At 67.6% G+C, this 13,222-nt stretch carries 10 protein-coding genes; 6 read left to right on the top strand and 4 right to left on the bottom strand.

The genetic code is table 11. The features are described from left to right. The first annotated feature begins 43 nt into the window (after positions 1–43). On the top strand, positions 44–1,027 hold the full coding sequence (locus G6N77_RS15910) for an ABC transporter substrate-binding protein (RefSeq protein WP_165183180.1): 984 nt from the start codon (positions 44–46) through the stop codon (positions 1,025–1,027). Positions 1,028–1,036: 9 nt separating this feature from the next. Then, positions 1,037–2,458 (top strand): dihydrolipoyl dehydrogenase family protein, encoded by a 1,422-nt coding sequence (locus tag G6N77_RS15905; RefSeq protein ID WP_165183153.1) that lies wholly within the window; start codon positions 1,037–1,039, stop codon positions 2,456–2,458. A gap of 39 nt (positions 2,459–2,497) precedes the next feature. Here the strand turns inward: G6N77_RS15905 and G6N77_RS15900 are convergent, their stop codons facing one another. After that, positions 2,498–3,601, bottom strand: a complete 1,104-nt coding sequence (locus G6N77_RS15900) for a serine hydrolase domain-containing protein (RefSeq protein WP_165183152.1) — start codon at positions 3,599–3,601, stop codon at positions 2,498–2,500. 36 nt (positions 3,602–3,637) lie between these two features. Further along, entirely contained in the window at positions 3,638–5,668 is a 2,031-nt protein-coding gene (locus G6N77_RS15895) for a glycogen debranching N-terminal domain-containing protein (RefSeq protein WP_165183151.1), read from the bottom strand. A 205-nt stretch (positions 5,669–5,873) separates the two neighbouring features. Between G6N77_RS15895 and G6N77_RS15890 the strand changes: the two genes are divergently transcribed. Continuing rightward, positions 5,874–7,838 (top strand): acyl-CoA dehydrogenase family protein, encoded by a 1,965-nt coding sequence (locus G6N77_RS15890; RefSeq protein WP_165183150.1) that lies wholly within the window; start codon positions 5,874–5,876, stop codon positions 7,836–7,838. 131 nt (positions 7,839–7,969) lie between these two features. Continuing rightward, complete coding sequence (locus tag G6N77_RS15885) at positions 7,970–8,287, top strand: hypothetical protein (RefSeq protein ID WP_165183149.1); 318 nt, start codon at positions 7,970–7,972, stop codon at positions 8,285–8,287. A 65-nt stretch (positions 8,288–8,352) separates the two neighbouring features. Here the strand turns inward: G6N77_RS15885 and G6N77_RS15880 are convergent, their stop codons facing one another. Together G6N77_RS15880 and G6N77_RS15875 are read right to left on the bottom strand one after the other, a co-directional pair. After that, positions 8,353–8,778, bottom strand: a complete 426-nt coding sequence (locus tag G6N77_RS15880; protein WP_165183148.1) for a universal stress protein — start codon at positions 8,776–8,778, stop codon at positions 8,353–8,355. Between the two features lie 101 nt (positions 8,779–8,879). After that, on the bottom strand, positions 8,880–11,726 hold the full coding sequence (locus tag G6N77_RS15875; protein ID WP_165183147.1) for an FAD-binding and (Fe-S)-binding domain-containing protein: 2,847 nt from the start codon (positions 11,724–11,726) through the stop codon (positions 8,880–8,882). Positions 11,727–11,822: 96 nt separating this feature from the next. Between G6N77_RS15875 and G6N77_RS15870 the strand changes: the two genes are divergently transcribed. Together G6N77_RS15870 and G6N77_RS15865 are read left to right on the top strand one after the other, a co-directional pair. Beyond that, positions 11,823–12,470: a GntR family transcriptional regulator gene (locus G6N77_RS15870; protein ID WP_165183146.1), complete on the top strand. Its 648-nt coding sequence runs from the start codon at positions 11,823–11,825 to the stop codon at positions 12,468–12,470. Positions 12,471–12,884: 414 nt separating this feature from the next. Next, a partial coding sequence (locus G6N77_RS15865) for a hypothetical protein (RefSeq protein ID WP_205678340.1) occupies positions 12,885–13,222 on the top strand: 338 nt, incomplete at its 3' end.

Genomic DNA, 13,222 nt, shown 5'->3' with positions numbered 1-13,222 from the left:
CTAAAGTGCTTACAGGTACTACAGGAGGAAAAACATGAAGAACATGTCCCAGCCCGGCCCGGCACAACCAAGCCGCAGGGCGATCCTGGGCGCAGCCGCGGGGCTGACCGTGGCCCTGGCCGTGACGGCCTGCAGCAGCGGGAACCCGCTCAACACCGCTTCGTCCGCCGGCCCCACGTCATCGGCCAATGCCACGGCAGGCGGGGGCGGCGGCAATGGTTCCGTGGTGGTGGGCTCCGCCAACTTCCCCGAAAGCGCCACGATTGCCGAGATCTACGCCGGCGCGCTCAACGCGGCCGGTGTCACGGCCACCACGAAGCTGAACATTGGCGCCCGCGAGGTCTACGTCAAGGCTGTGGAGGACGGTTCCATTGACGTGGTTCCGGACTACTCGGGCAACCTGCTGGGCTACCTCGACCCCAAAACGACTGCAACCACACCGGCCGAGGTACTGGCGGCCCTGCCCAAGGTGATGCCGGCCGGCCTGTCCGTGCTGGGCGCAGCCGCGGCGGAGGACAAGGACGCCATGGTGGTGACGGCTGCAACCGCTGCCAAGTACAACTTGAAATCCCTCGAGGACCTTGCCAAGGTCTGCGGCCAGCTCACCCTCGGCGCGCCGCCGGAATTCGCCACCCGCCCGTATGGGCTGCCCGGGCTGAAGGCCAAGTACGGCTGCGTCCCGTCCAAGTTCACCCCCATCAGCGACGGTGGCGGCGCCCTGACCGTCAAGGCCCTGCTGAACAATGACATCCAGGTGGCGGACATCTTCACCACATCCCCGGCCATCCCCGAGAACAAGTTCGTGGTCCTGACCGACCCGAAGAACAACTGGCTGGCCCAGCAGGTGGTGCCGCTGATCAAGACGGCCAAGCTGTCCGACGCAGCCCAGATGGCCCTGGGCCAGGTGTCCGGGCTGCTGACCACCGAGGACCTCATCGCGCTGAACGCAGAGGTCAGCGGAGCCCAGAAGATGGACCCGAAGGCCGCCGCAGCCAAGTGGCTCAAGGACAAGGGAATCACCAAGTAAGGGGATGACATGAGCGGCCCAGCTGAATCCGTCGACATTGTGGTGGTGGGCATGGGGCCCGGCGGCGAGGCCGTGGCCGGGGAACTGGCGGCGGCCGGGCTCTCCGTGGTGGGCGTCGAGCAGCGCCTGGTGGGCGGGGAGTGCCCCTATTTTGGCTGCATTCCCTCCAAGATGCTGATCCGGGCCGGCAACGCCCTGGCCGAGGCCCGCCGCGTGCCCGGCCTCGCCGGGCAGTCCACGGTGGAGCCGGACTTTTCGGTGGTGGCCCGCCGCATCCGCCAGGAGGCCACGGACAACTGGGATGACGCCGTCGCCGCGAAGCGCTTCACGGACAAGGGCGGCCGGCTGGTCCGCGGCACGGGGCGGCTTTCCGGCCCGCACCAGGTCACCGTTTTAATGCACGACGGCGGCGAGGCCACCTTCGCAGCCCGGCTCGCCGTGGTGCTCAATCCCGGCACAGACCCCGCCGTGCCGTCCACTCCAGGCCTGGTCGGCACGCCGTTTTGGACCAACCGGGAGGCCCTGCAGGCAGAAACGGCACCCGCGTCACTGCTGGTGCTGGGCGGCGGGCCCATCGGCGCCGAGCTGGCCCAGGCCTTTGCCCGCTTCGGGACCCGTGTCACGGTGGTGGCGCGCGGCCCGCGGCTGGTCCCCCGTGAGGAACCGGAAGCTTCGGAGCTGCTGGCGGACGTGTTCCGTTCCGAGGGCATCGAGGTGCTGCTGAACACGAACACGAGCTCCGTTTCGCATGTCCCGGGCGGCTTCACCGTGGAGCTGTCCAGTGCTGGCGCGGACAGCGCCGGCCCTTCCGTTTTGCAGTTGGATGCGGAGAAGGTGCTGGTCGCCACGGGGCGCAGCTCCGTGCTGGGCACCCTGGCGCTGGACGCCGCAGGGATTGCCTGGGACGGTTCCGCGGCGCCCGCCGTGGACGGGCATTTGCAGCTCACGGACGGGCTCTACCTTATGGGCGACGCCGCAGGGGCCGGGGCGTTCACCCACCTGTCCATGTACCACGCGAACATTGTGGCCGGTCACATCCTGGCCCGTCACACTGGGCAGCCGGACCGCGGCACCACGGAATCCCACGCAGTGCCGCGGGTGACGTTTACGGACCCGGAGATCGGCGCCGTCGGCCTGACGGAACGCCAGGCGCGGGAGGCGGGGCTGAATGTGCGGATTGGGGTCACCGACCTGGCGGCGTCCACCCGGGGCTGGATCCACCAGGGACAGGGCTTCATCAAATTGGTGGAGGACGCGGACAGCGGCACCCTGGTGGGTGCGGCCTCCGTGGGGCCTTCCGGCGGCGAAGTCCTGTCCATGCTGGCCCTGGCCGTACATGCGCGCATCCCCGTCAGCACCCTCAAGTCGATGATTTACGCTTACCCCACATTTCACCGCGCCGTGGAAGCAGCCCTCGCCGGCCTCCCCTGACGTCGAAGTTCGAGATAACCACCGCCCCGGGGACAGAATTCAGCCCGCCGCGAGCATCACCTTGCGCACGGCCGCACTGAGCTGCATGGCCCGGCCTGCCGTGCCGCCTTCCTCGGCCCGGGCCGGAATGTAGCCAAAGCCAATGCCGTAGAGCGGGTCGGCGTACCCCAGCGCGGCATTGGCGCCGTCGTGCCCGAATGCCTGCGCGCTGCCGAAGTCCATGCGCGGCTGGGACTTCATGAAGGTGATGGCGAAAGCGCTGGTGTCGCAGAAGATGCGGTCCAGGCCCCAGACCTGTTCCTGGGACATGGCGGCGATGGTTTCCGGGCTGAGGAATGGCTCCAGGCCGTCAAGGCCAGTGGTGGCTGCCGCATAAACGCGGGCCAGGCCGTCGGCGCACCCCACGCCGGCGCCGCTGCAGCTGCCGGCAGCCCGCACGCTGCGGATGTTGGGCAGCGCCAGCAGGTTTCCGGCCTGGACATTGCCGGACACCCCGGCCAGGGACCCGGGATCCAGGAAGCCGCCGGCAGAGCCGTCGTCGAACAATACGGGCCGGAACCTGGCCTCCTCGGAGTCCGGCAGTCCCAGGAACATGTCGGCGGCAAAGGGCTCGCGGATGCGCCGGTTGTAGATGTCCTGCAGCCGTTCCCCCGTTACCTGGCGGCACAGCTCCTCCAGGAACACGCCCATGGTCAGCGCGTGGTAGCCGAAGGTGCCGGAGCCGGGGCGCCACAGCGGAGCCATGTCCGCCAGCCGGCCGGCCACGGCGGGGAGGTCGTTGTAGTCCTCCATGGCAAAGCCGCCCTGCACCCCCACCAGCCCGGCCTGGTGGGACAGCAGCTGGCGCACTGTCACGGCACCCTTGCCGTGCCGGGCAAACTCGGGCCAGTACGCGGCCACCGCGGCGTCCAGGTCAATGAGCCCGTCCTGCACCAGCAGGCTGAAGGCCAGTGCGGCCACGCCCTTGGAGACGGAAAACACGCCAGTGAGCGAATCCGGCGTGGAATCGGGCCCGCCCGCCAGGTCCACCACCTTCGTTCCCCCCACATAAACAGCCAGCTGGGCGCTGTAGGCGGGATCGGCGTCGAGCATGGACTCAAAGAGCTCGCGGACGGGGGCAAACTGCTCGGTGGCAAAGGTCATGGGTCCAGCTTAGGGAACAAGGGAGCCAACGCCGCATCACATCGGCGAGATTTCGGCTTTCCCGCGGGAGTCGACGTCGACGGTGAACTGGACGCCGCCGGCCCATAGCCCGGAGACGCTGAACGGGCCGAACGGAGTCGGCACCTTGCCGGCGGCAACGGGGAGCCGGCCCGGGCCCTGGGGTTCCAGCCTGAGCGCGGCCAGCAGAATCGGCACGGCCGACGCGGCTGCCCATGCCTGCGGCCGGCACGATGAGGGGTACGGGAGGGGGCCGCCGGCCTCCGGGGAGTGCCCGGAAAAAAGTTCCGGCAGCCGGTAGTCAAAGGAAGCAGCCGCATCAACCAGCCCCGACGCAATGCGCGCGGCGTCCGTCAGGTGACCCGTGCGGGCCAGGCCCTCGAGGATGATGGCTGAATCGTGCGTCCACACCGTTCCGCAGTGGTAGCGCAGCGGCCAGTATCCCCCGTTGCTGGAATCCAGGGTGCGGATGCCAAAGCCGGAGAACATGCCGGGCTGCATGAGCCGGGCAGCCACCACGTCACTTTCCTCCGGGGAAAGGATGCCGCTTCCGAGGAGGTGGCCCATGTTGCTGGCGACGCCGTCAACGGCCCGTTTATCCGCGTCCAGCGCGAGGGCGGGGTACGGTCCCAGCTCGTCACGGCACCAAAAGCTCGCGCGGAAGTTGGCGGCGAGCGCCGCCGCGTAGGCCCGCCATTCCTCGGCTCCCGGCCGTCCGAAGGCCTCCAGCAGTTCCGCCCCGTCAAGGGCCGCCCGGTAGGCATAACCCTGGACCTCGGCCAATGCGATTGGGCCCACCGCCTGTGTGCCGTCCTGCCAGCGGATGGAATCCCCGGAATCCTTCCATCCCTGGTTGGCGAGGCCGTGGCCGGTGGTGTCAAGGTATTCCAGAAAGCCGTCGCCGTCGGCATCGGCCCAATCCCGCAGCCACCCCAGGGCCGCTTCAAGGTTGCCCAGCAGTGGCTGGACGTCCCCGTCAGGCATCCCCCACTTCCAGGCGTCATGCAGCAGGCTGATCCAGAGCGGCGTCGCGTCCACGGTGCCGTAGTAGACGGGTGGCAGGCGGAGTTCCCCGTTGTGGGAGTTGGCCGGCAGGCGGAGCTCCCCGCGGCGCACTTCATGGAGGATCTTGCCGGGCTGCCCCGCCGTTTCGGGATCATGGACAGTGCACTGGCGTGCCGCCAGCGTGCGCAGCGTGCCGGCGGCGAGCGCCGGATCCACGGGCAGCAGCATGCGCGCGGCAATGAGGGAGTCGCGGCCAAACAGCGTGAAGAACCACGGGGCACCTGCCGCCAGGAACACCTCCCCGGGGGCGTCGACAGGGGACATGCGCAGGCCCTGCAAATCCGCTTGCGCCCGCGCCACGAGGGAGGCCAGCCGCGGATCCTGCGCCGTCACCAGCAGCGGCGCAGGGGCTGGAACGCCACCTGACATGAAGGGCGCCTTGGCGTCGTCGGCCTCCACCCACCAGGCAAGCCGCGCCTCCCCTCGCGGCGGGATGGTGACGTCCCAGCGGAACGTGATGCCGCCGTCGTACGTTTCCGCCGAGGCACCCGGCGCGCCAATGGAGGCTGTGACCTGCCCTGTCTGCGCCACCCAGTGCCCGCCGTCACGGTGCGGCGTTGCAGGGTGCCGGGGGGCGCCGGACTTGACGCTCATCATGGGTGAAAAATCGATTCCCAGCCGGAGTTCGACGGCGACGGCGGCCGGCTCTTGTTGATCGGAGGCAATCAGAATGTCCTCCGTGATCCTGCCCGCCTGGATAATCCTGCGCCGGGTCACCGTCACCAGCGGGTCGGCGTTCCCGGGGTCCAAGGAACGGACAAGCCCCACAAAACATGCCTCCGAACCTTGTGCCGCGGATTCACCAATGAACTCCGGCTCCTCACCGTTAACAGTGAGCACGGCCTCATCCACCACCCTGGTGTCCGCACAGTAGATGCCCTGGGCCCCGTGCCTGCGCAGCTGCCCGTCGCTGCCCGACCAGGCCTGCAGGGGTGCAACGGCAAGCACGGCCAAGTCGTGGAGAAGGGGCTGGGGCGAAATCAAGGGGCCTCCCGGCGAAAATGTGGGGTGAAACTGTGCGGTGGACTGTTCGGCGATACCCTCCATGGTGCCGCCAATTCGCCGCCAGGAACACCCTTGCGGCCAAGCCATTGCCGCCCCACCTACCCACGGGTAGCATCAAGGCATGAGCCCTTCCTGAGCTCCCCTGGCCGGTTCCCGCGACGGCGCCGGCGGAATCGAGGAAGTCATGAGCACACATGTTGGCGGCCCGGCGGCCGCAGCGCGCGCCCAGGTGACGGCGGAGGATGCCCGGAACGTTGCGGAGGCGGCCCGTGAATCCTCCTGGGAACGGCCCAGCTTCGCCAAGGGCCTGTACCTGGGCGACTTTGACCTTGGGCTGATCCACCCCCACCCGGAATCCACTGCCGAAGAGGCCGAAGAGGGCGATGCATTCCTCGTGGCCGTGGAGGACTACGCCCGGACCCTGGATGCCGCCGTTATCGAACGCGATGCCAAGATTCCGGATGAATACATTGCCGGGCTGGCGAAACTGGGGGTCTTTGGCATGAAGATCCCCAAGGAATATGGCGGACTGGGCCTGAACCTGACGTACTACGGTCGCGCCCTGGCCATCCTGGGCAGCGTCCACCCCGCTTTCGGCGCCCTGGTTTCGGCCCACCAGTCCATCGGGGTGCCGGAGCCGGTCAAGGTTTTCGGCACGCCTGAGCAAAAGCAAAAGTACCTGCCGCGCTGTGCCGCCGGCGCCGTCACCGCCTTCCTGCTGACCGAGCCCGACGTCGGCTCGGACCCCGCGCGCATGGCCTGTGCCGCTGTGCCCACCGACGATGGCAGCGCCTACCTGCTGGACGGGGTGAAACTGTGGACCACCAACGGCGTCATTGCCGAGCTGGTGGTGGTCATGGCCATGGTTCCCTCCCGCGGACTGGATGAAAACGGGCGGAAGACCGGCGGCATCACGGCCTTCGTGGTGGAGGCCGACTCCCCCGGCATTACGGTGGAGCACCGCAACCAGTTCATGGGGCTGCGGGGCATTGAAAACGGCGTAACCCGCTTCCACCAGGTCCGGGTGCCGGCGGAAAACCGGCTGGGCCGCGAGGGCCAGGGCCTGAAAATCGCGCTGACCACCCTGAACACCGGTCGCCTGTCCATACCGGCCATGGCCGCCGGTTCCGCCAAGTGGTCACTGAAGATTGCCCGCGAGTGGTCCAACGCGCGCACACAGTGGGGGCGGCCCGTTGGCCAGCACGAGGCCGTGGGCAAGAAACTTGCCTTCATGGCCGCAACGGCCTTTGCGCTGGAGGCCGTGTTTGAACTGTCCGCGGCACTGGCCGACGCCGGCATGAAGGACGTGCGGATCGAAGCGGCGCTTGCCAAGCTCTGGTCCTCCGAAATGTCCTACCGGTGCGCGGATGAACTGGTGCAGATCCGCGGCGGGCGCGGCTATGAGACAGCCGCGTCACTGGCGGCCCGCGGCGAACGTGCCGTCCCCGCGGAGCAACTGCTGCGTGACCTGCGGATCAACCGGATCTTCGAAGGTTCCACGGAAATCATGCACCTGCTCATAGCCCGGGAGGCCGTAGACGCGCACCTGGCCGCGGCCGGCGACCTGGCCTCCACGTCTGCCACCCTGGCGCAAAAGGGCAGGGCGGCCGTGAATGCCAGCGGGTTTTATGCGAAGTGGCTGCCGCAGCTGGCGGTTGGGAAGGGCCTGGACCCGCGCTCGTACAACGAGTTTGGGCCGCTGGCGAAGCACCTGCGCTTTGTGGAGCGGGAATCGCGCAAATTGGCCCGCCAGACGTTTTACGGCATGGGCCGCTGGCAGGGAAAATTGGAATACAAGCAGGCCTTCCTGGCCCGGATTGTGGACATCGGAGCTGAACTCTTCGCCATCGCCGCCTGTTGCAGCCGCGCCGAAATGCTCCGGCTGAAGGACCCCGTCCAGGGCAGGTCCGCGCTGAAACTCGCCGATGCGTTCGCCGGCCAGTCGCGGCTGCGGGTGGAGTCCCTCTTCAACGAGCTGTGGCACAACACGGACGACGCCGACAAGTCGCTGGCGGCGTCCCTGCTCGACGGCGAATTCACCTGGCTCGAGGAAGGGGTCCTGGATCCGTCCGAGGGTACCGGACCGTGGATCGCGGACACCACGCCGGGGCCGTCAAAACAGCAGAACCAGCACCGCAAATATCGCTGAGGTAACGCCACGGGCGATTGCGTCACATCTTGGTGTCATTCCCGTGGCGCGCCGTGCCGTGGCCGGCCGCGGCAACGGGCGCGCCTACCGTTGGAAAGTACACAAGTTTGTGGACGATATGGGGCGCTGCCATGGATTATTTCCTGAACAACTCTTACCTTCTGGTGTACACCGGAACCCTGCTGCTCGGTGCAGTGATGTTTGCGATCGTCATGGTCTGCTTTGTGGCCGTGACATCCGTTCTTGCCGTGGCCTACGGGCTGGTGAACGGCGCGCGCGGCATCTTTGACGTTGCGGTGAAGTCGCGGCCGGTGGTGGTGCCCGAACCCACCGTGATGCGCCATTCCAGCAGGACTGTGGTGGTCCTGCCGGCCCGCAAGGCCGCCGTCGAAGCCGCCGTCGAGCCCGCCGTCGAGCCCGAAGCTGCCGCACAGGGAAAAGCCGCTTAAACACCATGCCCCCGCCGGCTGCAGCCGGCGGGGGCATGGTTGCGGCCACTGGCCGTCAAGAATTGCTAGTCGTCGGTCTTGACGATGTAGACGTCGCACGGGGCGTTGTGGGACACGGCGTTGGCCACCGACCCCAGCACGCGCTTGAGGCCCTGCATGCGCACATTGCCCACCACAATGAGGTCCGCCTTGAGCTTGGCAGCCTCTTCGAGCAGGACGTCGGCCGGCTTGCCCAGGGCCGAGGAGTACTCCGTCTGGACGCCGGTGACCTTCAGCTCGTCGGCAACGCGCTGGGCAACACGCTCAGCTTCGTCTGCCGTGGACAGGAACCACTCGTCGTTGCCAATCTCCACCTTTTCGGTCTTGTCCTCGCCGAATGCCGTGACAACACGCAGTGTCGACCCCAGTGACTTGGCCAAGTTGGCCGCGACCCGGGCAGCCTTCATGGACGTTGAATTGCCGTCGACGCCGACGATGATGATTCCTGCCATTTTTTCCATCCTTAGTTTGGAAACGTGCAAAGCCTTGCTGATTCACTACCTTAGCCAAAGAATGCTGCATTGAGGCTCAATCGTGGGGCAACTAACCGCGGCTATTTTGCTGTCACTGCGTCCGCAAGCAGTTCCAGCGCGTGCCGGTAGTCCTCCCCTGTGGCCCGCGTCATGCCCAGTTCACAGGTCCGGTTGCAGGAGGCGTGGGCTGAAGCCGCCATGGCCGCCACGTCCGCGGCCTGGGCATGTGTGGCCGAAGCGGTCAGTTCCGGGTGCAGCATGCCGCGGTCCCCGGCGAATCCGCAGCAGCCCCAGCTGTCCGGCACCTGCACGGATTCCGCCACCGCCCCGGCCACCCTTTCCAGCGCCGGGTTCAGCCCCATCCTGGTTGAGGAACACGTGGGGTGCAGGGCCAGCGAGTCAATCCGCGCCCAGCCCTCCCCGAGCAGGGGCAGGATTCGCTCCGCCGTGAATTCCACGGCGTCCACCACCCGCAGCGCCCGCTGCCCCGGCGCGGGCACCTCGGATTCAAGGGTGTGGATCAGCCCCTCGGTGCAGCTGGAGGCGTCGCAGATGATGTCGAGTTCGCCGTCGCGCGAGGCCTCCCGGAGCAGTTTGAGCGTCTGGGCGTGCATGTCCGCCAGCCCGGCCGCCATGCCCTTGGACGACCACGGCGTGCCGCAGCAGGCGCCGTCAATGCCCTCGGGGACCAGCAGTTGAAGCCCGGCGCGGGCGCACAGCTGCTCAAAGCTGGCCTGCACGCCGGAATGGCCCGGATCCCCGGTCCCCGCTGGCCCGAACATCGTGTTGACGCAGGCGGGGAAATACACGGCTGCCGGTTCCCCGGAAGGCGCGGGCCGCCGTCGTGCCTTGCCGCCGGCAGGCAGCTCGGCGGAATACAGCGGCAGCCTGTCCGCGCCAAGGACCTTCCGCCCCAGCTTGTTCACGGGAAGCACGACGCCGGCCGGCACCTTCGCCGCCATCGTCAAGGCCAGCCCGGCCCCCTGGGTGACGGCGCCCCAGTGCTTGGCGGCCGTCTCCCAGGCACCGTTCTCCAGCTTCCCTGACGCGTCGCGCCGCAGGTGCTTGACCAGGTTGCCGGTGTTGATGTCCACCGGGCAGGCGGTCTGGCACATGCCGTCCACGGCGCACGTGTCCACGGCCTCGTAGTTGTAATCCGCCTCCAGGGCTTTGGCGAGGGCCGCGTCGCCGTCGGCCAGGGCGGCCTCGATGGCGCGCAGGGTCACAATGCGCTGGCGCGGGGTGAGTGTCAGGTCCTTGCTGGGGCACACGGGTTCGCAGTAGCCGCAGGACACACAGCGGTCCACCTCGGCATCGACGGCGGGCGGGGCCGCCTTGATGTGGCGCAGGTGCGCGTGGGGGTCCGTGTTGAGGATGACGCCGGGATTGAGCATGCCTGCCGGGTCGATGAGCGCCTTGATCCGGCGCATGACGTCGTAGAGCTCATCGCCGTACTGGCGCCGCACAAAGGGGGCCATGACGCGCCCGGTGCCGTGTTCGGCCTTCAGCGAGCCGCCTTCGCCCAGCACCACCTCCACCATGTCCTCGGTGAAACCCGAATAGCGCTCCAGCTCAGCGGTGCTGGCGAAGCGGTCCGTGAGCATGAAGTGGATGTTGCCGTCCTTGGCATGCCCAAAAATGACCGAATTTTCATAGCCGTACTTCACAAACAGCTTCCCCAACGCCACGCAGGTGCGTCCCAGGCCGGGGACCGGGACCACCACGTCCTCCAGCAGCGCCGTGGTGCCGGGCGGCCGGGCGCCGGCGATGGCGGCATACAGGCCCTTGCGCAGCTGCCACAATTCAGCGCGGGCCTGTGTGTCCGTGCTGAATTCCGCGGGAGCGTCCAGGCCCAGCGTGCCGGCAACCCTGCCGGCAGTGGCGCCCAGCTCCGCCAGCTCGCCGGCATCCCCGGACTGATATTCCACCAGCAGGGCGGCCTGGTTTTCCACCCGCAATTCCCGCACGACGCCGGGCACGCGGCTCAGTGCCTGGCCCACCTTCAGCGACAGGGAGTCCAGGAGTTCCACGGTGGCCGCACCGCTGGCGACCAGCGCGGGCAAGGCGCTGTTGGCCGACTCAAGGTCCCGGAACACCAGCAGCCCCGAGGTGGCATGGGCCAGGCGGGGTACCGTGCGGAACACGGCTTCGGCCACAAAGCCCAGCGTGCCTTCACTGCCTACGATCAGATGGGCCAGGATCTCGGCGGGGCTCTCAAAATCCAGCAGCGAGTTCAGGCCGTAGCCCATGGTGTTCTTCATGGCGAACTGGTGCTCGATGATTCTTCTGGAGCCCGGATTCCCCCGGACCCTGGCGGACAGCTCCAAAAGCCCCGCAAAAATGTCCGGTTCCTGCGCGCGGAGGCGAGAATCGGCGTCGTCCGCGCCGGTGTCGATGACTGTGCCGCTGGGCAGGACGACAGTGAGGGACTCAAGGGTCCGGTACGCATTGTCACGGATGCCGCAGGCCATGCCGGAGGAATTGTTCGCCACCACGCCGCCAATGGTGCAGGCGGCCTCACTCGCCGGGTCGGGGCCGAACTTGCGGCCAAAGCGCAGCAGCCTGGCGTTCAGGGCGCGGACGGTTACCCCGGGCTGCACGCGGACCCGGGCACCGCCGTCGAGCACGTCAATCTTGCGGAAGTTCCTGCGCACATCCACCAGCAGGCCGTCCGTGACGCCCTGGCCGCTGAGGCTGGTGCCGCCCGAACGCAGGGTTAGCGGGAAGCCGTGGGCGGCGCTGGTTTTCAACAGCCGCGCCACTTCCTCCGCGCTTTCCGGCACGGCGACGGCCTGCGGGATGAGGAGGAAGTGCGAGGCATCGTGGGCGTTGGCGTGCAAGTCAATGGCCCGGGTCCTTGTCTGCCCCGGGTCCGCCATGACCGCACGAATTCGAGCAATTGCTTCCGGTCCTGCCTGAGCAGACATGCCCTCATCCTTGTCCGTGGTGGAATTGCTGACATTCAAATTGTCTGACAAGTATACTCAAATTACAGTCGCGACACCCCAAGGACAAATGAACCCATGACCCGCCCCATTGCCACCAAAACCGTGGTGGATGCCGTGACCGACGATCTCCGCGGGCGCATTCTCACTGGCAGCCTCACGTCCGCCGAAGCCGTCACGGAGCTGGAAATTGCCACCACTTATGGCGTTGCCCGGCCCACGGCCAAGGCCGCGATCGAGAAATTGGTGGGCGAAAACCTGCTGGTCCGTGGCACACACAAGAGTGCCCGCGTGGCCCGGCTGGGACCCGATTCCGTGCGCGACATTTACCTGGCCCGCGCGTATTTGGAGAGTGAAATCCTGCGGCGCCTGGCCACCTCACGGGCCGTGCCGGAGGACGCCGTTCGCGCCAATGCGGATATTCTGGCCGCTGCGAGCTCCGGCGATTTGGCGCTGGTGGAACCGGACCTGCGCTTTCACACTGGCCTGGTCGAGGCGGCCGGCAATGAGCGGATTGCGCGAATGTACAGCTCACTGATGAGCGAAGTCCGCCTGTGCATGACGCGGGTGCAATCCCTGCACCTATTGAACAGCGAGTCCATTCACGCCGAACACAGCCTCATCCTTGACGCTGTGGCCGCCGGGGATGCCGAAGGTGCCGCCCGGATTCTGGACCGCCACCTGGCCACAGCCCGAGAGCGCCTGGCCGAGGCGTTGGGAGAGTAGCCCGGGACGACCCCGGTGGTCGAGCAGTGAGCCCTGCGAACGCGTCGAGACCCCGGAACCCGCTCCCGTTGGTCGAGCAGTAAGCCCTGCGAACGCGTCGAGACCTCGGAACCCGCCCCCCGGTGGTCGAGCAGTAAGCCCTGCGAACGCGTCGAGACCCAGGAACCCGCTCCCGGTGGTCGAGCAGTGAGCTCTGCGAACGCGTCGAGACCCAGGCAGCGCCCCCGTTGGTCGAGCAGTGAGCCCTGCGAACGCGTCGAGACCCAGGCAGCGCCCCCGTTGGTCGAGCAGTGAGCCCTGCGAACGCGTCGAGACCCAGGGTGTTGCTCCCTCCACAGGGGGACCTGGACACAGATTTGTACACATGTTCTATAATGTCTTTGTTTACTAGAACATACGGGGTAGAATGGGGGCATGGCTGTTGCAGATCGGCCCGGTGATGAAGGGGATTCCAGCCCTTCCGGTCCGTCGGATCTGGATCCCCGCCCCGGCACCTGGCCGGCGGAGGACACCGGCCCGTGGGAGGATGCGGACGGGCGCTGGCCCACGGATGCGGACATTGACCGGCTGATCGCCTCCGCCCCCGATTTTGCCGACTGGCCGCTGGACGACGGCCGGGACTACCGCGCTCCCGGGGGCGGCGCTCCCGTCGGTGGGGGTTCCGGGGGTTCGCGCCGGGTCCGGGACGCGACCGCGGCCGAGCTAGCCGCCCTCGCGGCCAATCCGAACATCTCCTTCCATGGCGGCGCCCC

Source organism: Arthrobacter silviterrae, from assembly GCF_011045165.1.
Taxonomy (GTDB): domain Bacteria; phylum Actinomycetota; class Actinomycetes; order Actinomycetales; family Micrococcaceae; genus Specibacter; species Specibacter silviterrae.
This window is presented reverse-complemented; position numbering and strand designations above follow the sequence as displayed.

Bases quoted from the DNA above. Each gene is read 5' to 3' on its own strand.
- G6N77_RS15905 (WP_165183153.1), top strand. From the start codon at position 1,037: ATGAGCGGCCCAGCTGAATCCGTCGACATTGTGGTGGTGGGCATGGGG.
- G6N77_RS15875 (WP_165183147.1), bottom strand. From the start codon at position 11,726: ATGTCTGCTCAGGCAGGACCGGAAGCAATTGCTCGAATTCGTGCGGTC.
- G6N77_RS15910 (WP_165183180.1), top strand. From the start codon at position 44: ATGTCCCAGCCCGGCCCGGCACAACCAAGCCGCAGGGCGATCCTGGGC.
- G6N77_RS15870 (WP_165183146.1), top strand. From the start codon at position 11,823: ATGACCCGCCCCATTGCCACCAAAACCGTGGTGGATGCCGTGACCGAC.
- G6N77_RS15880 (WP_165183148.1), bottom strand. From the start codon at position 8,778: ATGGCAGGAATCATCATCGTCGGCGTCGACGGCAATTCAACGTCCATG.
- G6N77_RS15890 (WP_165183150.1), top strand. From the start codon at position 5,874: ATGAGCACACATGTTGGCGGCCCGGCGGCCGCAGCGCGCGCCCAGGTG.
- G6N77_RS15900 (WP_165183152.1), bottom strand. From the start codon at position 3,601: ATGACCTTTGCCACCGAGCAGTTTGCCCCCGTCCGCGAGCTCTTTGAG.
- G6N77_RS15885 (WP_165183149.1), top strand. From the start codon at position 7,970: ATGGATTATTTCCTGAACAACTCTTACCTTCTGGTGTACACCGGAACC.